The following is a 22623-nucleotide window of genomic DNA, read 5'->3' as shown; positions in this document are numbered from 1 at the left end:
TGTTCTTTGGGCCGCCCTCAGGTTGCGTCGCGACCCTCGGTATCAGACATGTCGAAGTTCAGATACTTGGCGACCGTTTGGACATCCTTGTCGCCACGTCCGCACATGTTCATGCAGATGATGTGATCCTTCGGCAGCTCCGGCGCGATTTTCATGACATGCGCCAGCGCGTGGCTGGGTTCGAGCGCAGGGATGATCCCCTCGGTCGCGCAGCACAGCTGGAACGCCTCAAGCGCCTCTTTGTCGGTGACCGAGACATACTGCGCGCGCCCGATATCGTGCAGCCAGGAATGTTCGGGGCCGATGCCCGGATAGTCGAGCCCGGCCGAGATCGAGTACCCCTCGAGGATCTGGCCGTCGTCGTCCTGCAGCAGATAGGTACGGTTGCCGTGCAGAACACCCGGCCGGCCGCCGGTGAGCGAGGCGCAGTGCTCCATCTTTTCGTTGACACCCTTGCCGCCGGCTTCGACGCCGATGATGTTGACCGATTTGTCGTCGAGGAAGGGATAGAACAGTCCCATGGCGTTCGAACCGCCACCGATCGCCGCGATGATCGTGTCCGGCAGGCGACCCTCGGCCTTCATCATCTGTTCCTTGGCTTCCTTGCCGATGATCGACTGGAAGTCGCGCACCATCGCCGGGTACGGATGCGGGCCGGCCACCGTACCGATGCAATAGAACGTGTCGCGCACATTTGTTACCCAGTCGCGCAGCGCGTCGTTCATCGCGTCCTTCAGGGTGCCGCGGCCCGAGGTCACCGGAATCACCTCTGCCCCCAGCAAGCGCATGCGGAACACGTTGGGCGCCTGCCGCTGGACATCATGTGCGCCCATGTAGACCACGCATTTCAGACCGAACTTGGCGCAGACCGTCGCGGTGGCGACACCGTGCTGCCCTGCCCCGGTCTCGGCGATGATCCGGGTCTTTCCCATGCGGCGCGCCAGGATGATCTGGCCCAGCACGTTGTTGATCTTGTGCGCGCCGGTGTGGTTCAACTCGTCGCGCTTCATATAGATCTTGGCGCCACCCAGATGTTCGGTCAGGCGCTCGGCGTGATACAGGGGCGACGGACGGCCCACGTAGTTGGCCCACAGATCGTCCATCTCGGCCCAGAAACTCGGGTCGGTTTTGGCCTTCTCGTATTCCTCCTCCAGCGACAGGATCAACGGCATCAGAGTCTCGCTGACGAAGCGTCCGCCGAAAATGCCGAAGCGGCCGTTTTCATCCGGGCCGGACATGAAGGAATTGAACAGATCATTGGCCATGGTGGTCTCCATCGTCGTGCCTGTTGTTATTAGGAGGTGCCGGCGGGATTTGCCATCGCAAATCGCACTATTCCGCCGCGGTACTGCCGTTCATCCAGATAGTCAGCGCCTGTTCCCGGGTCGGAATGGCGATGCAGGCAAAGTGACGGAAGTGGTAGGTATTGGTCAAACGTGGGGCAGCTTGCATCACCCCTCGGTGCGGGTTTGACTGGGCAAAGGTCAACATGGCTTCGACGTCGTGCCAAACGCTGAGCGAGAAATACGCGCCCTCATGCGAAAACACCTCGGCATGGAAGCACAAGGGATCGCCCTTGGCCTGGCGCAAGGCCTTGCCCGCACGCCAGAAAAACTCGGGCCCATGGTACCATCGCTTCAGTGAAACCGCGCCGATTGCAGCCAGCATCCCGCATCCTCCCCTTTGAGAAGGATACGCAAGCGCGTTCTGGTCAGATCACTGTGCCGCTTCAATAAATGAGCGGATCAGGCCCGGATCCTTGACGCCCGGGGCGCTTTCGACGCCCGATGCCACATCGACCTGCCTTGCACCGGTCATACGGATCGCCTCGGCTACGTTGTCCGGGTTGAGCCCCCCCGACAGCATCCACGGCGTCCGCCAGTATTTGCGACCGGCGAGCAGACGCCAGTCAAAAGGCAAACCGTTGCCGCCGGGCAGCTCAGAGTTCTTCGGCGGTTTGGCGTCAACCAACAACTGATCGGCCACGTCCGAATACAGGTCTATTGCGGCCAAATCCTCGGCTTCCGCCACTCCAATCGCCTTGATCACCGGCAAGCCGTAGCGTGATTTGACCTCGGCCACGCGCTCGGGGCTTTCAGCCCCATGCAGCTGCAGCATGTCCAGTGGAACCCCGGCCACGATCTCATCCAGCTGCGCGTCGCTGAAGTTCACCGCCAAGGCCACCTTGGCTACGCCGACCGGCACGTCACTGGCCAGCGCCGCTGCCTTGGCAATCGGTGCATAGCGTGGAGACTTGGGAAAGAAATTGAACCCAATGTAACGCGCACCTGCTTCAACGGCGGCACGCACATGCTCGGGTGCGGTCAAGCCGCATATTTTTACGCTGATCTCGGAAGACATCGGCTCTCAGCTGGCCTCGTCCAGAAGGGCAAGCACATCGTCCTGGCCTTCGTTCTGCTTCTTCTTGAGCTTCTTGACCTCGCGCTCGAGCTTCTTGACCTCGGTCTTTTTGACGGTGGCGTCCTTGCGGTGCTTGTGCTCACGCAGCCATTCCCACAGAAAACCGATGACAAGGCCGGCCACAATCCCGCCAAGAACTACAAGAAACAACGGCAGCGAAGTGGCCAGATTGAAGCCAAGCAAGTCAGACAAAGCGTCCGGCATCAACTGCAACTGAACCATCTGGCGATTGGCCAACGAGACCGAGACAAGGACGATCCCCAGGACCGCAAGAAAACCGTATCGAATGTAGCGCATCATGAGATCACGCTTTACCGTTCAAACGATCCCTTAGCAACTTGCCGGTCTTGAAAAACGGCACGCACTTTTCCTCGACTTGAACCGTCTCGCCAGTGCGTGGGTTCCGGCCGACCCGCGCATCCCGTTTCTTGACCGAAAAAGCTCCGAAGCCCCGCAGTTCGACACGGTCACCGCGCGCCATCGCGTCTGTGACTTCCTCGAATACGGTATTCACGATCCGCTCGACATCACGTTGGTACAGATGTGGATTTTCGTCGGCGATTTTCTGAATCAGTTCTGAACGGATCATGCGTGCTACCCTCCCAGGTCACCGTGTCATCTCGTCTACTGGTTTGGTCAGTATAGGAAAAAACGGTGCCGGGTGGAATGTAAACTCTGTGTGTCCGGGGTGCATTTTCCAAGAAAGCACCGGAAATTCGCCTGTAGAGACGCGAATCCGGCGGTTCATGCCTGCACCTATCACCGAATAACTCGCAAAACCGGAACACATTGATTCGCAAAAGAAACGGCCCCGCTCGGGATGAGCGGGGCCGTCTGAGTGTTCAAAACTGCAAGTCTGGCTTAGTCGCCGGACTTCAGCGCTGCGCCAAGGATATCGCCCAGCGATGCACCCGAGTCGGAGGAACCGTACTGTTCCACGGCCTCTTTCTCTTCGGCGATTTCGCGCGCCTTGATCGACAGGCCCAGACGGCGGGTCTTGCTGTCCACGTTGGTGACGCGGACGTCGACCTTGTCACCGACCGAGAAACGCTCGGGGCGCTGTTCGGCACGGTCGCGGCTCAGGTCCGAACGGCGGATGAAGGACTTCATGCCTTCGTACTCCACCTCGATACCGCCATCTTCGATCGCGGTCACTTCGACGGTGATGACCGAGCCACGCTTCACGCCGCCCACGGCTTCGGCGAACTTGTCACCGCCCAGGGCTTTGATCGACAGCGAGATCCGCTCTTTTTCGACGTCAACTTCCGAGACAACCGCCTGAACGACGTCGCCCTTGCGGTAGTTCTGGATGGCATCTTCGCCACGCTCGTCCCACGACAGGTCGGACAGGTGAACCATGCCGTCGATGTCGCCTTCCAGGCCGATGAACAGACCGAACTCGGTGATGTTCTTGACTTCGCCTTCGACCTGCGTGCCCTCGGGGTGCGTTTCTGCAAACACTTCCCACGGGTTGCGCTGGGTCTGCTTGAGGCCCAGAGACACGCGACGCTTGGCGCCGTCGATTTCCAGAACCATGACGTCGACTTCCTGGCTGGTCGAAACGATCTTGCCGGGGTGGACGTTTTTCTTGGTCCAAGACATCTCGGACACGTGCACCAGACCTTCGACACCGGGCTCCAGCTCGACGAACGCACCGTAGTCGGTGATGTTGGTGACGCGACCCTTGTGCACCGAACCCAGCGGGTACTTGGCGCCAACCAGATCCCACGGATCTTCCTGCAGCTGCTTCATGCCCAGGCTGATGCGGTGGGTTTCCTTGTTGATCTTGATGACCTGAACCTTGATGGTTTCGCCGATCGTCAGGATCTCGGACGGGTGGTTCACACGGCGCCATGCCATGTCGGTGACGTGCAGCAGGCCGTCAACGCCGCCCAGGTCGACGAATGCACCGTATTCGGTGATGTTCTTGACGACACCCTCGACGGTCTGACCTTCGGACAGGTTGCCGATGACTTCGGCACGCTGTTCGGCACGCGATTCTTCCAGGATTGCACGGCGCGAGACAACGATGTTGCCACGGCGGCGGTCCATCTTCAGGATCTGGAACGGCTGCTTCAGACCCATCAGCGGGCCAGCGTCGCGCACGGGGCGAACGTCAACCTGGCTGCCGGGCAGGAACGCAACTGCGCCACCCAGATCCACGGTGAAGCCACCTTTGACACGACCAAAGATAGCACCTTCGACGCGCTGGTCGTCGGCATATGCTTTTTCCAGACGGTCCCATGCCTCTTCACGGCGGGCCATCTCGCGCGAGATGACAGCTTCGCCACGGGCGTTTTCTGCAGCGCGCAGGTAGACTTCGACCTCGTCGCCAACAGCGATTTCAGGAGCTTCGCCGGGATTTGCGAATTCTTTCAGATCGACACGGCCTTCCATCTTGTAGCCTACGTCGATGATGGCTTGGCCCGCTTCGATCGCGATGACCTTGCCTTTGACAACCGAACCTTCTTCGGGGGTGTCCATTTCGAAGCTTTCGTTCAGGAGGGCTTCGAATTCCTCCATGGATGCGTTAGCCATGTGGCGTTGTTTTCCTTTACATAACGTTTTTGCTGGCCGAGCGGTTGTCTCCGCCGGTCTTGTTTCATGATGTCCTCTGGCGTGACCCGGTGCGCATCTGGCTAAACAAACACAAAGGGCCGAGGAAACCCGGCCCTGCTCAGATACGTCGCCCGGGCGTTGACCGCCCTTGTTCAGACAGCGCGCGTATAGGCGGATTCTGGGCGCAGCGCAAGCAGAAAGGCCCTTGTTGCAAGCCGACGCGGGATTCCGCTTGCGTTTTCCGGGTCAGCTACTCCTCCCAAATCCGGGCATCCCTCAGCAGCATGGCCTGCTCGATCGCATTCAAACGTGCCAGAGCGTCGGCCGGGGCCTTTGCCCCACCGGCTGCTTTCCAAATCTTGAGGGCCGAGTTCGGACTCCACGGCAAGCATGCATTCGCAAGCCACTGACGCAACTGAGGGGGAAGGGTGTCATAGGCCTGCATTGCGGGGCGTTGTCGTCTCCGGCGGTTCAGGCGGCTGCGCAGATTGCGTCTTTGAATGGTCATGGGCATCGACTGTACCAATGCGAATTTTCAGAGCTGGAACTGGACCGAACAGAATGGGTTGGGGAAACGCCCCAACTGAAATGGTATGTTATTACGTAACATACTTTTGGTGCGCAACCCCGGATTGAGGTCAAAAAAGGCAGGGTTCTGCAACCCTGCCCTCTACCATTCAGAAGCTCTCAATGTTAGCCGAAGCCGGGAGACCTAGAACAGTTGCAGGTCTTTCTTGCCGCTTTGAATCTCGGCCAGATTCGGCATGTTCTGGATGACCACCGGTTCGGGTGCCGCACCCGGCATCGGAACGGTCGGCTGTGCCGCCTTGGCCATCGCAAAGGTGGGTTGCTTGAGCTCTCCGCGAATGTCGCGCAGCAGGGTTTTGTGGTCCGGCATCGCTTTCAGGATTTGCGCCAGGTCCACTTTCGCGCCCTTCCACCACTGGAACCAGATGTCCTTCCGCAATGGTCGAATGCGATCCCGAATTCCTGTGCCATATCCCGTGTCATAGACCTGCTTGCCCAGCAGAACCGTCTGATAGACGCGATGGTCAAACAGCGTTGCAAACTCGACATCGTGCTGCATCGGAAGGCGGTTTTTCCAAAGCTCGAGGTTTTCAGCCAGCCTGTCCGGCACCTTCATTTCGGTGCGCGCGTCGATCCAGTATTGATCATCGGTACGATTGTTCAGCTTGTAATGCAGGCAAATGAAATCCAGCACCTCGTCATAGAGCTTGTTCATCTGACGATTGTACCTGTCCCTCAGCGAGGGTTCGATATCGCGGGTCGGCAAATGCTCGGCGAACCAGCGCACAGCATGGTCGACCATATGGATCGCAGTGCTTTCCAGCGGCTCGATGAACCCACCGGCCAGCCCGATCGCCACGCAGTTCTTGACCCACGCGTTGCGCACGCGCCCGATCCGCATGGGGATCACCCGCGGCGTCGCGCCTTTGCCGCTGTCACCCAGCCACTCCAGATATTCGTCTGCCGCTTGATCATCCGTCCGGTGCGCGGATGAATACACGTATCCCGTGCCCACCCGGTTGTAGAGAGGCACGCGCCATGTCCAACCAGCGCCAAGTGCAGTCGACCGCGTGACGCTTTCGATCTTCCGCGGATTGGGGTGCTCGATCTGCAACGCCATGGCACGGTCGTTCGGCAGATAGTCCGAATAATCCATGAACGGCTCGCCCAGTGCCTGATTGATGATCAGGCCGCGGAAACCGGTGCAGTCCACGACCATTTCAATATCGTGGCGGCCTGCACGCTCAAGCATCAGATGGCTGACATTGCCCTGTTCATTCAACTCGACCGACTGCACCTCGTCGCGGATATGTTCGACGCCACGCTGCGTACAGACCCTGGTCAGCATGCCAGCGAATTTTACGGCGTCCAGGTGATAGGCATAGCCAAACCGCTGCTCGAATTCGGGTTGCCCCAGAAGCCGCGCGCCCTTGCACAGCCGAGCCAGGTCATCATGCGGCGAGATGGACTGAGTGAAATCCCGGTCCCCGTTGCCAAACCGAAGGAAGTATTCGGCGGCCTCGAGGCCCTCCAGCATCTGGCCATGGGCAAATGGGTTCACATAGTCGATGCGTTTTCCCTTTGCGTCCTTGTTCCAGTTGCAGAATTTGACGCCCAACTTGAACGACGCATTGGTTTCGCGGAAAAAGTCTCGCTCGGAAATTCCAGCCTGCCGGAGCGTGACCGGCATACGCGGCACGGTCGCTTCACCAACGCCGACCGTGGCGATGTTCGGGCTTTCGATCAGGCAGATCCGCGGACGATCCTTGGGTGCTGACGTGCGCGAAAACACCATCTCGAGAAGCAGCGCCGTCATCCAGCCGGCCGTACCGCCACCCACGATGGTGATTTTTTGCAAACGATTATTCATGTTGTTCTGTCCCTGTTGGCTGTGAGGATTATGCGGCCGCCTGCCCGTTTTGCCGGGCCTCGGTGGCGACCTCCCCTTATCGCTGAGGGAAACTATAGCAGTTTTCAGGCATCCAGCTAGGGCCAATGGCGGCATCAAGTGGGCCCAAACGGGCGCCTTTGCCAAAGCAACGCATGGTCACGACCTGTTTCCCCGGCACCTAACGGCCAGTGATGACGGATGAACCTTTCGAGGCAGCCTCAGATGTCCTCGCCTTTCTTCAGAAGATCGTCGATCAGTTCGCGTTGCAGACCATGGCTGTCGCCACCGCCGAACTCGGCCGCACCCCCGGAATAGAGAGTGCCATAGGTCCGAGCGATATTGACGGTCTGCGCCAGGCCCGAGATCAGTTGATCCTTGTTCAGCCGTGACAGCGGGTGGATGAACACGGCCCACAAGGTACCGTTGGCGATCGCGTAGCGCGCGTCCAGCGTACTGTCGAAATTGGCCTGCATCATGCGCTGCAAGTCTTCGTCCGAAAGCTCTGAGGTGCCGCTGATCGCAACCATTGCCCGCATCCGGTCGGCATGCACATCAGTAACAACCAGCACCGGCACATCGGAAATCGTCATGGTAAAGCCCGGACCCTGCGGCTCGGCATCGGGGTCGAGGGCAAAGATGATCTTGCCCAGTCTCTCGTAGGTCATCGGTGGCTCGGCTTCCTGTGCCAACGCATGGCCGGCCAACAAAACCCAGATCAAGGCAAATCGGATCATCCGCTCTCTCCACCATAGACACGTTCAGCCTAAGCGGGGACTGATCAACTGGCCAAACACAGCTTAGTGAGCCGGTTTGGCTGGTTCTCGGCAAGTGCGAACGATCTGCAAGGTTTTCCGTCCGCCCTGCGATTACGCGTCCGCACGCCCGCATTTATCTGTTCAGCACCGGTCGGCGCGCGTGCCGGCCACAACTGAATACGAAAGGAACACACAATGAAATCTGTTGTACTCAGCGCCCTTGTCGCCGTCCTGCCGATGATCGCCGCACCGGCTTTTGCGGCGGATGAGATCAATGTCTCGAACGGGATCTCGGCCGGCGGTGCGCCGCTGGCTGCTCACGGGGTCGATCTGGTGGCGCTGGTCACTGACGGCAACCCGGTGGAAGGGTTCGCCACGCATTCGGCCACCTATGATGGCGCGTCCTACTACTTCACCTCGGCCGAGAACCGCGAAGCTTTCGAGGCCAACCCCGAGGCCTACCTGCCGCAGCACGGCGGCTTCTGCTCGTATGGTGTTTCCGTGGGCAAGAAGTTCGATGGCGATCCGGATCAGTACCTGCTGGCCGACGGCAAGCTGTACCTGTTTCTGAACGCGGCAACTCGCGCCAAGTTCCTCGAAGACGTGTCCGGCACCGCCAAGACCGCGGATGACCAGTGGGCGAATATCAAGTCGGTTGCGGTCGGCGAACTGTAATCGGACTGTCGCCAAGCGCAGTCCGCGGTCTCACCTTGCCGCGGGCAGCTTTCCTTTAATAACCGCGATCGCCTTTTCCAGCGCGGCCTCGATGCTCAGGTCCGAAGTGTCCAGAATTACGGCATCGTCGGCCGGTTTCATCGGGGCCGTGCTGCGCTCGGCGTCTCGCGCGTCGCGCTCGCGGACATCGGCCAGAACCTGCGCGCGCGTTATTTCCGCAGCTTTGTCTGCCAGCTCCAGATAGCGCCGTTCGGCGCGTACTTCGGGGCTGGCGGTGACGAACAGCTTCACCTCGGCCTCGGGGCAGATCACCGTGCCGATATCGCGCCCGTCCAGCACCGCGCCGCCGGCCCGCCGGGCAAAGCTGCGCTGGAAATCGACCAGAGCTGCGCGCACTTCGGGGATCACCGCCACTTTCGACGCCGCCTGCGCGATCTCGGCTGTCCGCAGGTCGCCCTGCTCCAATTCCTCGGCCGTCAGGGACCGCGCCGCCTCGACCGGGTCGGTGCCGTCCAACGTGCGTCGGCCGACCGCGCGATAAAGCAGCCCCGTATCCAGATGCGCCAGCCCGAAATGCGCGGCCACGGCCTTGGAGATCGTGCCCTTGCCCGCAGCGGCCGGGCCGTCGATGGCGACGGTAAAGCTCATGTGCGCTCGACCTTGGCACCCAGGCCCTTCATCAACGGCTCGAAGATCGGGAACGAGGTCGCGATGGGGCTGCCGTCATCGACCGAGACCGCCTGTTGCGCGCCCATGCCCATCACCATGAACGACATGGCGATGCGATGGTCCAGAAAGCTTTCGCAGGTGCCGCCGCCGGGAACGCCGCCGATGCCCAGCCCGTCGACCGACCACCAGTCATCGCCCTCGTCAACCGTGACGCCGTTGGCCCGCAAGCCATGCGCCATGGCGTCGATGCGATCGCTTTCCTTGACGCGCAGTTCCTTGACGCCGCCCATCATCGTCTTACCGGTGGCGTTGGCCGCAACCACCGACAGCACCGGATATTCGTCGATCATCGAAGCCGCGCGTTCGGGCGGGACGTCGATGCCCTTCATGTCGGGCGAGTAACGCGCGCGCAGGTCGGCGACCGGCTCGCCGCCTTCCTCGCGCATATTCTCATAGGTCAGATCGGCGCCCATCTCGCGCAGCGTCGTGAACAGGCCGGCGCGCGTGGGGTTCAGGCCGATGCCCGGCACCAGAACGTCCGATCCCGGCGAGATCAGCGCCGCGCAGACCGGGAAGGCCGCGCTGGAGGGATCGCGCGGTACGGCGATCACCTGTGGTTTCAACTCAGGCCGGCCGGTCAGGGTGATGACCCGGCCTTCGTCGGTGTCCTCGACGGTGATTTCGGCGCCGAACCCTGCCAGCATCCGTTCGGAATGGTCTCGGGTGGCTTCCTTCTCGATCACCACGGTCTTGCCGGGCGCGTTCAGGCCGGCCAGCAGAACGGCGGATTTTACCTGAGCCGAGGGCACCGGCACTTCGTACCACACCGGCACCGGATCGGCCGCGCCGACGATGGTCATGGGCAGGCGTCCGCCCGAGCGGCCCACGGCCTGCGCCCCGAACAACGCCAACGGATCGGTCACCCGCGCCATCGGGCGTTTGTTCAGGCTGGCATCGCCGGTGAAGGTCGCGCTGATCGGGCTGGTCGCCATCGCGCCCATGATCAGGCGCACGCCCGTGCCCGAGTTGCCGCAGTCGATCACCTGATCCGGCTCGGCAAAGCCGCCCACGCCGACGCCATGCACCGTCCATTCGCCATTCCCGTGCGAGATCACCTCGGCCCCGAAGGCGCGCATCGCCTTGGCGGTGTCCAGAACGTCTTCGCCTTCCAGCAGGCCCGAGATCCGGGTCTCGCCCACGGCCATCGCCCCAAGGATCAAAGAGCGGTGGGAGATCGACTTGTCACCCGGCACTTCGGCCGTGCCGGTCAGCGGGCCGCAGGGATGCGAGGTCATCGGGATGGGCGTGCCGTGTCCGGACATGAGGGCTCCTTTTGCGCTATCAGTGCCCCTGCCGATTAGCGAATTGGCGCCGCAGCGTCCAGCCGCAATCACCCGTTGCGGCGGAAGGTCAGGTAATGTGGTGTGCGGCCTTCACGCAGGGCCTTCTGCTCGTAGCGGGTGGAAATCCAGTCATCCCACGGCTTGCGCCAATCCTCGGGGCCCTCGGCCAGCCATTCGAAACCGGCACGGGGCACCTCCTCGAGCGTCTGGCGGACATAGTCCGGGATGTCGGTCGCCACGCGGAAAACCGCGCCGGGTTTCAGCACACGGGCCAGCGGCTCCAGATGCTCGGGCGTCACGAAACGGCGGCGGTGGTGCCGCTTTTTGGGCCATGGGTCGGGATAGAGCAGAAACGCCCGCGAAATGCTGGCATCGGGCAGCACGTCGAACAGGTCGCGCACATCGCCGGGATGCACTGTCAGGTTGGTCACTTCGGCCCGGCGGATCTTGCCCAACAACATGGCCACGCCGTTGATGAACGGCTCCGCGCCGATGATGCCGATATCGGGGTTCTGCTGCGCCTGATGCACCAGATGCTCGCCGCCGCCGAACCCGACCTCAAGCCATACCGGCTTGCCGTCGAACAGCGCGTTCAGGTCAATCGGGGTACGGTCGGGGTTGCTGTCCCAATCCACCGCGCCGGGCGACAGGGCGGCCAGGTCCTCAGACAGATAGGTCTTTTGGCTGGGCTTCAGGGTCTTGCCCTTGAAGCGGCCATAGAAGTTTCTGCGGGGGCGTTCGGGTGACTGGGTGCTCATGCCGGTGCCCTTACTGCGGTGGGGTTTGCGTTGCAAGGGGCGGGCTGTGCCCGAGAGGCGACCTTCGGAACGGAAAAGGCGCGCCACATCGGACGCGCCTTGCCGTGTTTGGTTTCCCGGTGCCGGCTCAGACAGCCTTTTTCAAGGCCTCAACCAGATCGGTCCGCTCCCAGCTGAAGCCGCCGTCCGCATCCGGCTCGCGCCCGAAGTGCCCATAGGCCGCCGTGCGCTGGTAGATCGGCTTGTTCAGTTGCAGGTGTTCGCGGATGCCGCGCGGAGTCAGGTCCATCACCTGTCCGACCGCCTTCTCGATCTCGGCGTCAGCAACCAGTCCGGTGCCGTGGGTGTCAGCGTAGATCGAAAGCGGCTTGGAAACGCCGATCGCATAGCTCAGCTGGATGGTGCAACGCTCGGCCATGCCGGCGGCCACGACGTTCTTCGCCAGATACCGCGCCGCATAGGCCGCCGACCGGTCGACCTTGGTCGGGTCCTTGCCTGAAAACGCCCCGCCCCCATGCGGAGCCGCACCGCCATATGTGTCGACGATGATCTTGCGCCCGGTCAGACCAGCATCCCCGTCCGGGCCGCCGATGACGAACTTGCCGGTAGGGTTCACATGCCATTCCGTCTGGTCGCTCAGCCAGCCATCGGGCAGAGATTCGCGGATGTAGGGCTCGACGATCTGGCGAATATCGTCCGAGGTCAGCGCCTCATCCAGATGCTGGGTGGACAGCACGACCGAACTGACACCGACTGGCCGCCCGTCACGGTAGATCACCGACAGCTGCGATTTGGCATCGGGACCCAGAGCGGGCTCAGACCCGCTCTTGCGCACCTCAGCCAGACGGCGCAGGATGGCGTGTGCATATTGGATCGGAGCCGGCATCAGGGCTGGGGTTTCGGTAGTGGCATATCCAAACATGATGCCCTGGTCACCGGCGCCTTCATCCTTGTCAGCAGACGCATCGACACCTTGGGCGATGTGCGCGGACTGTTCGTGCAGCAGGTTCGTCACCTCGACCGTTTCGTGGTGAAACTTGTCCTGCTCGTAACCGATGTCCTTGATGCAAGCGCGGGCAATCTCTTCGATCTTGCCCATGTAGTCGTGCAGTTTTTCGTGATCCGACAGACCGACCTCGCCGCCGATGACCACCCGATCGGTGGTGGCAAAGGTTTCGCACGCAACGCGCGCTTCGGGCTCTTCGTTCAGAAAGGCATCCAGGACCGCATCTGAAATTCGGTCGCACACCTTGTCGGGATGCCCTTCGGAAACGGATTCCGAAGTGAAAATGTAGTTCTGTCGGGACATGAAAGCGCTCCATTAAGATTTCCCCGTCACGCCAGGAAGCCGTTGTGACAGGCATTCGACGGGATACGCCCGAAGAAACAGGGGGTCAATCGGTAATTATGCCCTGCCAAACCGAACGTTGCGCCCAAACAGCAGCAGAAGCACCAACAATAGCCCAAGCGTCGGCCCGTCGCCGGTTCGCGCATACAGTGTCGGAGGCAATGGCGCCGGAAGATGAGCATCCACGAAACCCGCCTGTCCCAAAGGCAGGGAGGCGATTACGTTGCCATAGGGATCGACCATCGCCGAAACACCGGTATTTGCCGACCGCGCCAGCGGCAGACCCTGTTCGATGGCCCGCATCCTTGCCTGCGCCAAATGCTGGAATGGTCCTGTACGGGTTCCGAACCAGGCATCATTGGTTATCTGCAGAAGGAAATCCGGGCGCTGCGGCGCCGCCGAGACATCCTGCGGAAAGATCGCCTCGTAGCAGATCAGCGGCAGAGCCAGACCCAGCTTGCCGGCGTTCAGCATCGCCGCTCCGGGCCCGGCGCTGAAGCCACTTCCCGTGGTCGCGGCCATACCGTGTATTCCGAACCTGTCCATCAGATCGCCAAGGGGAACATACTCGCCGAAGGGCACCAGATGATGCTTGTCGTACAGGCCGGTCTGACGCCCTTGCTCGTCGAGGTAGATCATCGAGTTGTAGATGCGCGGCCCGTCTCCGCGTTGGATACCGAGGATGACGGGCGTTCCCTGAGCGGCCTCGGCAATCGCTTCCAGATAGGGACCCGCACTGCCCAGCCACGCCGGAACCGACGTCTCGGGCCATACGATCAGGTCCGGACGCGGATCGGCGGCAGTGAATTCAATCTGTCGAGCAAAAAACAGCGGGGCAAAAGAAGGGTCCCATTTCTGCTCTTGCGGCGCGTTGGGCTGGACCATACGAACGATGTGACCGGTCTCTGCAACCCTCGGGCGGTTGCTGGCTTGAACCAGCGCCAAACCGGCAAAGATGACAACTGCCACTACGGGCCAAAGAATCGCCTTGCCGTTGCGAGGACCGGCGACGGCAGCGCCCAACGGCAGGGCAAGCAAAAAGGTCCCGGCCCCAAGGCCATATGGACCAACCCATGCCAAGAGTTGTCCGGCCGGGGCATCCACCCAAATCTGTGCCATTCCAGCCCAGGGAAACCCGGTCAGAATGTAGCCGCGCGCCATTTCAACCAGCGACAGGATCAGGGCCAGAACGATGGCCTGCCGCGGCCCCACCTCTCGGGTTCCGCGCGCGAACCAGAAAGCAAACGCCCAGAACAGGGCCAAGCCAGCAGCCATGAACACCAGCGCAAAAGGGGCCATCCAAGCATAACGCTCAGCGTCGATCTGAAAGGGCTCGATGATCCAGCTCAGGGCATTGGCGAAGTAACCGGTTGCGAAAGCCCAGCCCACCCACGCCGCGCGAGCGCGCGTGGAACTGGCCAGAAACAACGGCGCGACGGATGCAAGCGCAATGCAGGTGATTGTCCAATAGCCATACGGCGACAAGCCAAAGGCCGCCAACGCTCCGAACATCGCGGCCAGTACCACGTGCAGCCAATGCGGCCACCGCAAGGCAGGATTCATGCAGCCATATCCGGCAGCATCACCCGCAGGCGCTTGATGCGCCGAGGATCCGCGTCGATAATCTCAAATTCGGGGCCTTCGGGGTGCAAAACCACCTCACCGCGAGCTGGAACCCGACCCGACAGCATGAAGACCAGCCCGCCCAAGGTCTCGATCTCTTCCTCGTCCACGTCCTCGTGGCTGGTCAGCGACCGGCCGATTTCGGCCTCGAATTCTTCAAGTGGGGCCTTGGCCTGAACGATATAGCACCCGGGCTTTTCTTGCACCCACAGCTGATTTTCGTCGGCGTCATGCTCATCGGCGATTTCTCCGACGACCTGTTCGATCAGATCTTCGATCGTGACAAGCCCGTCGACGCCGCCATATTCATCGATCACCAACGCCATGTGGCGGCGCTCGGTCTGCATCTTGGTCAGCAAAACACCGATCGGCATTGAGGGTGGGACGAACAGCAGCGGGCGGAGCATCGAGATCAGATCGAATTCCGCCGACCCACCGTTGAACCCATGCGTCAGCGCAAAATCCTTGAGGTGGACAAAGCCCAGCGGCGTGTCCAGCGTACCCTCATAGACCGGTACTCGCGACAGACCGCTATCCCGGAAGACCTGGGCCAGTTCCTCCTTGGTGATGGTCGAAGGCACTGACACGATATCGGCGGAAGGAATTGCCACATCCTCGACGCGCATGCGCCGCAGATTGATCATGCCGCGTGGCTGAGGGGCCACAGCCTCATTCCCGTTCACGACGACTTCGGCGTCATCCTCGGCGGAAGAAAAAGCATCAAGAATACGAGAGAAAAGCCCGCTTTTCTCTTTGGTTTCATCGCTGCTCTGCGAGTGCGCGCTCTGCGCCGCTCCAGAACTGCCGTCAATATCGCCCATTTTCCTGTTCCAATAGATCGGGCACCAAGGCCCACATTACCCATTATATGGGTCATCAATACCCATTTTGCCAAGTATCTCGACCTCGGCACGTTCCATCAAAGTGGCGTCAAGGTCACGAATGTGATCATACCCCAGCAAATGCAACACTCCGTGAACCAGCAAATGGGTCACGTGGTCATCCATGGGTTTCCCGGCCTCCTGAGCCTCGCGCCAGCAAGTGTCATACGAGATCGCGATGTCACCAAGCGCGATGTCGCCCGTGAAATCCGGCTGGGGCACGAACGGTGTGCCGCCGGGCTGATCCGCCGCAAGTTCCTCAGCTGGCCAGCTCAGCACATTCGTCGGCGCAAGCTTTTCACGAAAATCAGCATTCAACTCGGCAATCCGGTTGTCGTCGCAGCCCAGCACGCTGACTTCGCACAAATCGGCATCCACGCCGCAATGCGCCAGCGTCGCGGCCACGGCCTTGCGCGCCAATGGCTCAAGACCCTGCCAACGCGGGTCTTCGATCGTAATCTCCAAGTTCATCTCGTGACGCTCCGAGGCCGATTTGCCCAGGTCCGACGGTTCAACCCGTTTCCCGGCCCGAGTCGGCCTCATACGCCTCGATGATCGCCGCGACAAGCGGATGGCGCACCACGTCCTTGGATGTGAAGTAGTTGAAGCTGATATTCGGGATCGTCTTCAGCAACCGCTCGGCATCCGCAAGCCCCGAAGCCACGCCACGCGGCAGATCCACCTGCGACCGGTCGCCGGTGATCACCATCCGGCTGCCCTCACCCAAGCGCGTCAGGAACATCTTCATCTGCATCGTCGTGGCGTTCTGGGCCTCGTCCAATACAACGAAGGCATTGGCCAGTGTCCGCCCGCGCATAAACGCCAGCGGGGCGATTTCGATCCGCTTTTCCTCGATCAGCTTGGCCAGTTGCTTGCCAGGCAGAAAGTCATTCAACGCGTCGTATAGCGGCTGCATATACGGATCGACCTTGTCCTTCATGTCGCCGGGCAGATAACCTAGCTTTTCGCCAGCTTCGACGGCTGGGCGGCTGAGGATGATTCGATCCACATGCCCGCCGATGAACATCGACACACCCACGGCCACGGCAAGGTAGGTCTTGCCCGTTCCCGCCGGGCCGATGCCAAAGGCGAGTTCGTTGTTGAACAGCGACTGCACATAAGCCTTTTGCGCGTCAGTACGGGGTTCAACCAGCTTTTTTCGGGTCTTGATTTCGACAGTTCCACCCTTGAACATTTCAAGCTGGTCGCCATCACGCGAGCCGGTTCCGGCTTCGGAATTGCCCATCCGCAATTCGCGATCAACGTCGGCAGCTTCGACGTCGCGCCCGCCTTCCAGACGGGTGTAAAGGGCCTGCAAAACCTCGATCGCCTGCTTCTGAAGCTCGTCTTCGCCCATGACGACAAGTTGGTTGCCGCGGCGCACGATCTGAACGGAAAGCTTCCGCTCGATCTCGGCCAGGTTGCGGTCGTATTCGCCGCAAAGATCAATCAACAGTCGGTTGTCAGGGAATTCAACAAACGCCTCGTTCGCGGGCATTTCATCTTGCGGTGGGGTAAGGGCACCGATGGCCAATCCGTTCTCCTGTCTTGGCGTTGTCACCCCAAGCGTAGACAACAAGAGTCGGTCGGCGCAAGCCACAGATTCAAAAATCTGAGCAACTGATCGCAAATCGGTCAGGCGGAAAGGAATTCATGGCCTGGCGTGGTGAAATCTCAGGCCGGAATCCGCTGGCGGGATCAGAACTTGTAGTTCAACCCGACGCGAATCCCCTGGTAGCTGGGCGTGGACTTGGTCGAAAAGCCCGAGCCAAAATCGACGACCTTCGACTGGAACTGCACATATTCGAATTCGCCGGTGACGGACCAATTGTCGTTCAACTGATGCTCGGCCCCGATGCTGGCAACGAATCCGTTGCGTCGGTCATCGCTTGCGAAAGACTGAGTGGTGCCGCCGCTGGACAAGCTGTTGGTCGTTTCGATTTCACCCTGAACGAACCCGACGGTAACGAAATACAGAACCGAACCGCTGGGGTTGGTCAGCCCGTTTTTGAACCGCAGCGACAGCACATCCGATATCTCGGAACCGCCCTGAACGGTCGTGGTGCCTATCTGCGTGGTGACACTGTCATCCAGCGAAGCGAAATCGTACCCGATCTCGAACCCGTAGACGTAATCGCGCCCGCCACGCGCAGGAAGAACACCGCGCCAACCGCCCCGTATCCCGCCGTAGGCACCGCTCAGGTCAAGTTTGCCGATGGGAAAGGTGCCCGCATTAGTAGCGAGCCCGAACTGGTCTGTTCCGCCTGATCCATACCCGGCGCTGAACCCCAGATAGAAGGCGCTGACGTCTTTGGAATAGCGCTCCGGCCCCAACACGACCGGATCGGAAACGGCGCCGTCCAAATCCCCCGCATGAGTGGGAATACCTGCGCTGGCGGCCAGCAATAGGCCGGCCAGAACACGGCCCACCCCTGTTTGTCGAATACCTGCCTGACGTGTCACTCGTACCCTCCATTGCGGTGCCCGGGCGACCCGAAGCCCCGCCGATGTAAAGCCCGAAGGCCACCTGAAACACGGCCCCGAGAATTCTGGCTATTCTCCGACCATAGTTCCAAGCGATAAATCAAGGGTAAATTTTGGAAACAAACGCCACGAGTGTTGCGTGAGCGGTGAACCGCGGCCCTGTCACAGCACCTCGCCGGCCAGTGAATTGGCGCCCGAGGCCGTGATCCGGACGTTGCGAAGATCTCCCGCCGAAAGATCGGCTCCGGAAACGTGGACGGCATGCAGATACTCGGACTTGCCAACCATCTGTCCGGCCAGACGCCCGGGTTTCTCAAACAGAACCCGGACAGTCCGACCAACCATCGCATCCTGGATCTCGCGCTGGTGCCGGGTGATCAGAGCCTGCAAGCGTTGCAGACGGTCGTCAGCTTCCTGTGGATCGACCTGCGGACGCTCGGCCGCAGGCGTGCCCGGCCGTGTCGAATACTTGAAGGAATACGCATAGCCATAGCGGACCTGCTCGACCAGATCCAACGTGGCCTGGAAATCCTCTTCGGTCTCTTCTGGGAAGCCCACGATGAAATCGCCCGACATCAGGATATCGGGGCGCGCCTCGCGGATCCGCTCGATCAGACGCAGATAGCTTTCGGCGGTGTGACTACGGTTCATCCGCTTGAGGATCTTGTCCGAGCCGGACTGCACCGGCAGGTGCAGATAGGGCATGAGCTTTTCGCAGGTGCCGTGCGCCTCGATCAGGTCGTCGGTCATGTCGTTGGGATGCGAGGTTGTGAACCGGATGCGCTCCAGCCCGTCGATCTTGTTCAATTCCCAGATCAGCCCGGCCAAAGTCATGTCGCCATCGGGGCCAGCCCCGTGATAGGCGTTGACGTTCTGGCCCAGCAGCGTGATCTCGCGTACGCCGCGCTCGACCAGGTCCTGCGCCTCGCGCAGGATGCGATCGGCAGGGCGGCTGACCTCGGCCCCGCGGGTATAGGGCACGACGCAGAAGGCGCAGAACTTGTCACAACCTTCCTGCACGGTCAGAAACGCCGTCGGGCCGCGTTTGGCCTTGGGACGGTTCTTGAGCTTCTCGAACTTGTCCTCTTCGGGGAAATCGGTATCCAGCGCCTTTTCGCCCGCACGCGCCTTGGCTTCCAGCTCGGGCAGGCGGTGGTAGCTTTGCGGGCCGACGACCAGATCGACCAGCGGCTGCCGGCGCATGATCTCTTCGCCCTCGGCCTGCGCCACACAACCCGCCACGCCGATCTTCAGATCGGGCTTTTCGGCCTTCAACCCCTTGAAGCGGCCCAGTTCGGAATACACCTTCTCGGCCGCCTTTTCGCGGATGTGGCAGGTGTTCAACAGGATCATGTCCGCATCTTCGGGCGACTGCGTTTCCACATAGCCCTGCCCGCCCAACGCCTCGGACATGCGTTCGCTGTCATAGACGTTCATCTGACAGCCATAGGTCTTGATATACAGCTTTTTCGGTTCGGACATGGGCTGGGCCTTTTGCGTTCGCTGGACCGGCGTCGTCTATACCCATCGAACGCCGCTTGCAATGCTGGCGCAATTACCCGAATTTGACGGATATTTCCAGCAAGGCAGGCTACACGCGGGCAATGAAATACGAATCCCTCGATCACTTTCTGAAATCGGGCCGGGCAGCGTTAACCAAGGGGCCGGTCGCATTGGTTTTTGCCGAAGACGATGTCGAGCTTGATGGGACATTGCGCCATCACTTGGACTTGGGGTTCAAATCCGTGATCGTATTTGCACCGGCTCAGTTTTCGATCCTGCCTGAAATCCTGGACCGGGTGCACCGGGTCACGATGCGCTGCTCGCCCAGAAACGTGGTGTTCGACACCATAAACCGCGTCATTCAGACGGCGCCGAACATCTGGCTGTTCTACTGCTACAACTCGGAATACCTGTTCTTTCCGTTCTGCGAAACGCGCACGGTCGGAGAGATGCTGGCCTTTCACGCCGAGGAGCGGCGCGACGCGATGCTCTGCCACGTGATCGACATCTACGCCGACGACCTGTCCGCCTATCCCAACGGTGTGGCCCCGGATCATGCGATGCTGGACAGCACTGGATATTATGCGCATTCCCGGCACGACCGATCGGGACAACCGCTAGAGCGTCAGTTGGACATGTCCGGTGGCCTGCGTTGGCGGTTCGAGGATCACATCCCGTATGAACGGCGCCGGATCGACCGGATCGCGCTGTTCAAAAGCTGCAAGGGTCTGACCCTACAACCCGATCACACCTTTAACGAGCCCGAGTACAACACCTATGCCTGTCCCTGGCATCACAATCTGACCGCCGCCATCTGTTCCTTCCGCGCCGCCAAAGCACTGAAAAGCAACGCGGGATCGACCTTTGATATTCCCAGTTTCCGCTGCCCCTCCTCGGTTCCTTTCCAATGGAACTCGCACCAGTTGCTGGACCTTGGCCTGATGGAGCCCGGCCAGTGGTTCTGAGCGGGCCGGAACGGCTCAGCGATTGAACAGAACCGGGAACCAGTCCTCGCGCAATCGTTGTCCAGCCCGCATGTCATGCCCCGGAAACGGCGGCGACGTCCGGCCCGGACGCTCGACAAACCGGGCGTCATCCCCGACCAGCCGCAGCGAGAAGGCGCGGCGCCGGCTGTTCGACTGGTTTCCTCGGGCACCGTGCAGGGTTCGAAAGTTGAAGGCGACCGCATCGCCGGGTTCCATGTCGAACTCAACGATCCGCATCCCTTCGGCCTCGGGGTCTGGTACCGCGATGTACTGGCCCTCGTCAGGAAAGAAACCCTCCTCCGAAACCCAGCGCGTCGGCAACACTTCCTTTTCCCACAGGTGAGACCCCGCCACGCAACGCAGAGTCGCCTGCGTCACCGGGTCGAGCGGCGACCAGAAGCTTATCGTCTGACGCCCTTCCACAAAGTAATAGGGCCCATCCTGATGCCACGGCGTGGCCATCGAGGTGCCGGGCTCCTTTACCAGAACGTGGTCATGGAAAATCTGGACCGAACGGGACTCCATCAGGTCAGCAGCGACCTCGGCAACCGGAGAGGCTTGAATGACCTGCCGAAACTCGGGGATGCGAGACCAGTTGCAGTAGTCGTCAAAGAAACGGCCGGTTTCGCCTACTTTCTTGTTTTCCGACGCATATGGCCCGGGATCAGCCATGTTGCGAGCCACCCCTTCTCGCAAGGCATCGACGTGATCGGCGAACAGGCCCTTGACCAGAACAACCCCGTCATTGCGATAGGTTTCGATCATCTCCGGTGAAACAAGAGGGTGTGGCATTTCGGTCTCCGTCATTTGCTGAGGCCGATTTGCACATGTCCGGCACCCCTGTTCAAATCATATCTTTCAAAATAAGCATTAACTCCATGTTATATATCACCTTGCGCCAATACGAATATGTTTGCGCCATTGGGCGACACGGAAGCCTGTCCGCCGCGGCACAGCACCTGAACGTTTCGCAACCTGCGCTTTCAAACGCGCTGACCCGGGTCGAAGAACACCTGGGCCATCCGCTGTTCTCGCGCCGACGCGGCGCGGCAATGTCGCTGACGCCTCAGGGGCGCAAGTTCATCGACAAGGCCGAAGCCTTGCTGACGAGCGCTGCCCGGATCGAAGAGGCGAAAGCCCTGGTTGCCGGAACAAGCCGTTTGAAGTTGGGTTGTTTTGTAGATCTTGCACCGTTCCTGCTGGCGCGGGCAATGCAAACGATCAGGGACACCCTTCCCGATATCGTTCTGACCCACGGGGTAGACACTTTCGAAGGCTTGATCAGCGGATTGACCGACGGCCGTTTCGATCTGGCGCTCACCTATGATCTGGGCCTCGATGCCGGTTTCTCACGCCACAAGCTGCTGGACAGTACGCCAAACGCGCTGGTCAGTCCCGCGCACCCTTTGGCCGGGCAAGGCAGCGTTTCACTTGCCGAGCTTGAGCAATACCCGCTCATCCTGTCCAAAGAAGGTCTGTCAGCGCAGCATGTCTTGGGCCTGTTCCGGCGTCATGGGCTGCACCCCAGCGTGTCCTACCGCGCGGAATCGCTCGAGATCCAACGCAGTCTTGCGGCCCATGGTGAAGGGGTGGGCATCAGCTATGCCAGCCCGCAAAACGGCCTCAGCTATGATCGGATGCGGCTGCTGAGCCTGCCGATCAGCGACCCCGATGCCACCGAGGCCGTGATTCTGGTTCGTCACGGCACCGGCCCTGCGGACACGACAATCTCTGCTGCTGAACAGGCTCTGGTTAGGTCGCTTGGGAAACTGTGATCAGCGCTTTTTGCGCAGCCGGATGACAACGTCCACCGACGTGATCTCGACCCCGGCCGGCGCTTCGGGCAGACGCTGGATAACCAGTTGCTCGGACGGCGCATCGCTCAGGCGGCCCTCGTCCTCCCAGAAGAAATGCGGGTGGTCATGGGTGTTGGTGTCGAAATAGCTTTTTGAGCCGTCCACGGTGATTTCCTGCAGAACGCCGGCATCGCAGAAGGCACGCAGGGTATTGTAGACCGTAGCAAGGGAAACCGCGTCGCCCTTGTTCTTGGCCGACTCGAACAGGCTTTCGGCGGTAACATGTCGGTGGCGGCCATCGCCCACCAGCAATTCGGCCAAGGCAACACGCTGGCGCGTCGGGCGCAGCCCGGCGTCAACCAACCAGTTCGTAGCGATGTCCCGGCTTTGAGCTGTCATGAAA

Annotated in this window: 24 protein-coding genes and 1 riboswitch; of the genes, 3 read left to right on the top strand and 21 right to left on the bottom strand. The window is 60.8% G+C overall.

Features of this window, described 5'->3' with window-relative positions:
* Positions 1–17: 17 nt before the first annotated feature.
* From trpB to ACR0DA_RS00965, 9 genes are all read right to left on the bottom strand, one after another.
* A complete protein-coding gene (gene trpB / locus ACR0DA_RS01005) occupies positions 18–1265 on the bottom strand; it encodes a tryptophan synthase subunit beta (RefSeq protein WP_170339902.1) in 1248 nt (415 codons plus the stop codon).
* Positions 1266–1332: 67 nt separating this feature from the next.
* A complete protein-coding gene (locus ACR0DA_RS01000) occupies positions 1333–1668 on the bottom strand; it encodes a hypothetical protein (protein ID WP_480752654.1) in 336 nt (111 codons plus the stop codon).
* A 48-nt stretch (positions 1669–1716) separates the two neighbouring features.
* Positions 1717–2361, bottom strand: coding sequence for a phosphoribosylanthranilate isomerase (locus tag ACR0DA_RS00995; RefSeq protein WP_480752652.1), 645 nt, complete (start codon positions 2359–2361; stop codon positions 1717–1719).
* Between the two features lie 6 nt (positions 2362–2367).
* A complete protein-coding gene (locus tag ACR0DA_RS00990; RefSeq protein WP_170340535.1) occupies positions 2368–2718 on the bottom strand; it encodes a lipopolysaccharide assembly protein LapA domain-containing protein in 351 nt (116 codons plus the stop codon).
* A 7-nt stretch (positions 2719–2725) separates the two neighbouring features.
* The gene (ihfB, locus tag ACR0DA_RS00985) at positions 2726–3010 is read right to left on the bottom strand and encodes an integration host factor subunit beta (protein WP_050603110.1); all 285 of its coding nucleotides are present in this window, start codon (positions 3008–3010) and stop codon (positions 2726–2728) included.
* A gap of 272 nt (positions 3011–3282) precedes the next feature.
* Positions 3283–4959, bottom strand: a complete 1677-nt coding sequence (gene rpsA, locus ACR0DA_RS00980) for a 30S ribosomal protein S1 (protein WP_170340458.1) — start codon at positions 4957–4959, stop codon at positions 3283–3285.
* Between the two features lie 271 nt (positions 4960–5230).
* A complete protein-coding gene (locus ACR0DA_RS00975; protein ID WP_480752651.1) occupies positions 5231–5488 on the bottom strand; it encodes a DUF6525 family protein in 258 nt (85 codons plus the stop codon).
* Between the two features lie 204 nt (positions 5489–5692).
* Positions 5693–7378 (bottom strand): tryptophan halogenase family protein, encoded by a 1686-nt coding sequence (locus ACR0DA_RS00970; protein ID WP_170339897.1) that lies wholly within the window; start codon positions 7376–7378, stop codon positions 5693–5695.
* Between the two features lie 239 nt (positions 7379–7617).
* Positions 7618–8133 carry a hypothetical protein gene (locus tag ACR0DA_RS00965; protein ID WP_480752649.1) on the bottom strand — a complete coding sequence of 172 codons (516 nt, stop codon included), beginning with the start codon at positions 8131–8133 and terminating at the stop codon, positions 7618–7620.
* Between the two features lie 216 nt (positions 8134–8349).
* On the opposite strand from ACR0DA_RS00965, the gene ACR0DA_RS00960 reads away from it, so the two are divergent.
* Entirely contained in the window at positions 8350–8829 is a 480-nt protein-coding gene (locus ACR0DA_RS00960; RefSeq protein WP_170598852.1) for a YHS domain-containing (seleno)protein, read from the top strand.
* A gap of 30 nt (positions 8830–8859) precedes the next feature.
* Here the strand turns inward: ACR0DA_RS00960 and ACR0DA_RS00955 are convergent, their stop codons facing one another.
* The 10 genes from ACR0DA_RS00955 to miaB form a co-directional block, all read right to left on the bottom strand.
* Positions 8860–9477, bottom strand: coding sequence for a (d)CMP kinase (locus tag ACR0DA_RS00955; protein ID WP_170598854.1), 618 nt, complete (start codon positions 9475–9477; stop codon positions 8860–8862).
* Positions 9474–10820, bottom strand: a complete 1347-nt coding sequence (gene aroA / locus ACR0DA_RS00950; RefSeq protein WP_480752647.1) for a 3-phosphoshikimate 1-carboxyvinyltransferase — start codon at positions 10818–10820, stop codon at positions 9474–9476. Before aroA ends, ACR0DA_RS00955 begins: the two co-directional genes overlap by 4 nt.
* A gap of 68 nt (positions 10821–10888) precedes the next feature.
* Complete coding sequence (gene trmB, locus ACR0DA_RS00945; RefSeq protein ID WP_480752646.1) at positions 10889–11599, bottom strand: tRNA (guanosine(46)-N7)-methyltransferase TrmB; 711 nt, start codon at positions 11597–11599, stop codon at positions 10889–10891.
* Between the two features lie 127 nt (positions 11600–11726).
* Positions 11727–12908: a methionine adenosyltransferase gene (gene metK, locus ACR0DA_RS00940; protein ID WP_170369733.1), complete on the bottom strand. Its 1182-nt coding sequence runs from the start codon at positions 12906–12908 to the stop codon at positions 11727–11729.
* A gap of 5 nt (positions 12909–12913) precedes the next feature.
* A riboswitch (SAM-SAH riboswitch) is annotated at positions 12914–12962 on the bottom strand.
* Between the two features lie 42 nt (positions 12963–13004).
* On the bottom strand, positions 13005–14510 hold the full coding sequence (lnt, locus tag ACR0DA_RS00935) for an apolipoprotein N-acyltransferase (protein WP_480752644.1): 1506 nt from the start codon (positions 14508–14510) through the stop codon (positions 13005–13007).
* A complete protein-coding gene (locus tag ACR0DA_RS00930) occupies positions 14507–15391 on the bottom strand; it encodes a hemolysin family protein (protein WP_480752642.1) in 885 nt (294 codons plus the stop codon). Before ACR0DA_RS00930 ends, lnt begins: the two co-directional genes overlap by 4 nt.
* A gap of 36 nt (positions 15392–15427) precedes the next feature.
* Positions 15428–15922 carry an rRNA maturation RNase YbeY gene (ybeY, locus tag ACR0DA_RS00925; protein WP_480752640.1) on the bottom strand — a complete coding sequence of 165 codons (495 nt, stop codon included), beginning with the start codon at positions 15920–15922 and terminating at the stop codon, positions 15428–15430.
* A gap of 40 nt (positions 15923–15962) precedes the next feature.
* Positions 15963–16985, bottom strand: coding sequence for a PhoH family protein (locus ACR0DA_RS00920; protein WP_093964591.1), 1023 nt, complete (start codon positions 16983–16985; stop codon positions 15963–15965).
* Positions 16986–17149: 164 nt separating this feature from the next.
* Positions 17150–17914 (bottom strand): outer membrane beta-barrel protein, encoded by a 765-nt coding sequence (locus ACR0DA_RS00915; RefSeq protein ID WP_170340437.1) that lies wholly within the window; start codon positions 17912–17914, stop codon positions 17150–17152.
* Between the two features lie 183 nt (positions 17915–18097).
* The gene (miaB, locus tag ACR0DA_RS00910) at positions 18098–19417 is read right to left on the bottom strand and encodes a tRNA (N6-isopentenyl adenosine(37)-C2)-methylthiotransferase MiaB (protein WP_170339872.1); all 1320 of its coding nucleotides are present in this window, start codon (positions 19415–19417) and stop codon (positions 18098–18100) included.
* Between the two features lie 122 nt (positions 19418–19539).
* Here miaB and ACR0DA_RS00905 point away from each other — a divergent pair, with 122 nt between their 5' ends.
* The gene (locus ACR0DA_RS00905; protein ID WP_170524882.1) at positions 19540–20403 is read left to right on the top strand and encodes a glycosyltransferase family 2 protein; all 864 of its coding nucleotides are present in this window, start codon (positions 19540–19542) and stop codon (positions 20401–20403) included.
* A gap of 15 nt (positions 20404–20418) precedes the next feature.
* Here ACR0DA_RS00905 and ACR0DA_RS00900 read toward each other — a convergent pair whose 3' ends face one another.
* Entirely contained in the window at positions 20419–21216 is a 798-nt protein-coding gene (locus ACR0DA_RS00900; RefSeq protein WP_170524879.1) for a phytanoyl-CoA dioxygenase family protein, read from the bottom strand.
* Between the two features lie 86 nt (positions 21217–21302).
* Here ACR0DA_RS00900 and ACR0DA_RS00895 point away from each other — a divergent pair, with 86 nt between their 5' ends.
* On the top strand, positions 21303–22199 hold the full coding sequence (locus ACR0DA_RS00895) for a LysR family transcriptional regulator (protein ID WP_170524876.1): 897 nt from the start codon (positions 21303–21305) through the stop codon (positions 22197–22199).
* Here the strand turns inward: ACR0DA_RS00895 and irrA are convergent, their stop codons facing one another.
* Positions 22200–22619, bottom strand: coding sequence for an iron response transcriptional regulator IrrA (irrA, locus tag ACR0DA_RS00890; protein WP_170524872.1), 420 nt, complete (start codon positions 22617–22619; stop codon positions 22200–22202).
* Positions 22620–22623 lie beyond the last annotated feature (4 nt).

The sequence above is a fragment of the Ruegeria sp. CI8 genome (assembly GCF_056536865.1).
Note: the sequence above shows the minus strand (reverse complement) of the source record. Positions and strands in the feature narration are given on the sequence as shown.

Bases quoted from the DNA above. Each gene is read 5' to 3' on its own strand.
- ACR0DA_RS00970 (WP_170339897.1), bottom strand. From the start codon at position 7,378: ATGAATAATCGTTTGCAAAAAATCACCATCGTGGGTGGCGGTACGGCC.
- ACR0DA_RS00900 (WP_170524879.1), bottom strand. From the start codon at position 21,216: ATGCCACACCCTCTTGTTTCACCGGAGATGATCGAAACCTATCGCAAT.
- metK (WP_170369733.1), bottom strand. From the start codon at position 12,908: ATGTCCCGACAGAACTACATTTTCACTTCGGAATCCGTTTCCGAAGGG.
- lnt (WP_480752644.1), bottom strand. From the start codon at position 14,510: ATGAATCCTGCCTTGCGGTGGCCGCATTGGCTGCACGTGGTACTGGCC.
- ACR0DA_RS00930 (WP_480752642.1), bottom strand. From the start codon at position 15,391: ATGGGCGATATTGACGGCAGTTCTGGAGCGGCGCAGAGCGCGCACTCG.
- ACR0DA_RS00990 (WP_170340535.1), bottom strand. From the start codon at position 2,718: ATGCGCTACATTCGATACGGTTTTCTTGCGGTCCTGGGGATCGTCCTT.
- ACR0DA_RS00955 (WP_170598854.1), bottom strand. From the start codon at position 9,477: ATGAGCTTTACCGTCGCCATCGACGGCCCGGCCGCTGCGGGCAAGGGC.
- trmB (WP_480752646.1), bottom strand. From the start codon at position 11,599: ATGAGCACCCAGTCACCCGAACGCCCCCGCAGAAACTTCTATGGCCGC.
- trpB (WP_170339902.1), bottom strand. From the start codon at position 1,265: ATGGCCAATGATCTGTTCAATTCCTTCATGTCCGGCCCGGATGAAAAC.
- ACR0DA_RS00995 (WP_480752652.1), bottom strand. From the start codon at position 2,361: ATGTCTTCCGAGATCAGCGTAAAAATATGCGGCTTGACCGCACCCGAG.
- irrA (WP_170524872.1), bottom strand. From the start codon at position 22,619: ATGACAGCTCAAAGCCGGGACATCGCTACGAACTGGTTGGTTGACGCC.
- ACR0DA_RS00975 (WP_480752651.1), bottom strand. From the start codon at position 5,488: ATGACCATTCAAAGACGCAATCTGCGCAGCCGCCTGAACCGCCGGAGA.
- ACR0DA_RS00960 (WP_170598852.1), top strand. From the start codon at position 8,350: ATGAAATCTGTTGTACTCAGCGCCCTTGTCGCCGTCCTGCCGATGATC.
- ACR0DA_RS00905 (WP_170524882.1), top strand. From the start codon at position 19,540: ATGAAATACGAATCCCTCGATCACTTTCTGAAATCGGGCCGGGCAGCG.
- rpsA (WP_170340458.1), bottom strand. From the start codon at position 4,959: ATGGCTAACGCATCCATGGAGGAATTCGAAGCCCTCCTGAACGAAAGC.
- ACR0DA_RS00965 (WP_480752649.1), bottom strand. From the start codon at position 8,133: ATGATCCGATTTGCCTTGATCTGGGTTTTGTTGGCCGGCCATGCGTTG.
- ybeY (WP_480752640.1), bottom strand. From the start codon at position 15,922: ATGAACTTGGAGATTACGATCGAAGACCCGCGTTGGCAGGGTCTTGAG.
- aroA (WP_480752647.1), bottom strand. From the start codon at position 10,820: ATGTCCGGACACGGCACGCCCATCCCGATGACCTCGCATCCCTGCGGC.
- ACR0DA_RS00895 (WP_170524876.1), top strand. From the start codon at position 21,303: ATGTTATATATCACCTTGCGCCAATACGAATATGTTTGCGCCATTGGG.
- miaB (WP_170339872.1), bottom strand. From the start codon at position 19,417: ATGTCCGAACCGAAAAAGCTGTATATCAAGACCTATGGCTGTCAGATG.
- ACR0DA_RS01000 (WP_480752654.1), bottom strand. From the start codon at position 1,668: ATGCTGGCTGCAATCGGCGCGGTTTCACTGAAGCGATGGTACCATGGG.
- ihfB (WP_050603110.1), bottom strand. From the start codon at position 3,010: ATGATCCGTTCAGAACTGATTCAGAAAATCGCCGACGAAAATCCACAT.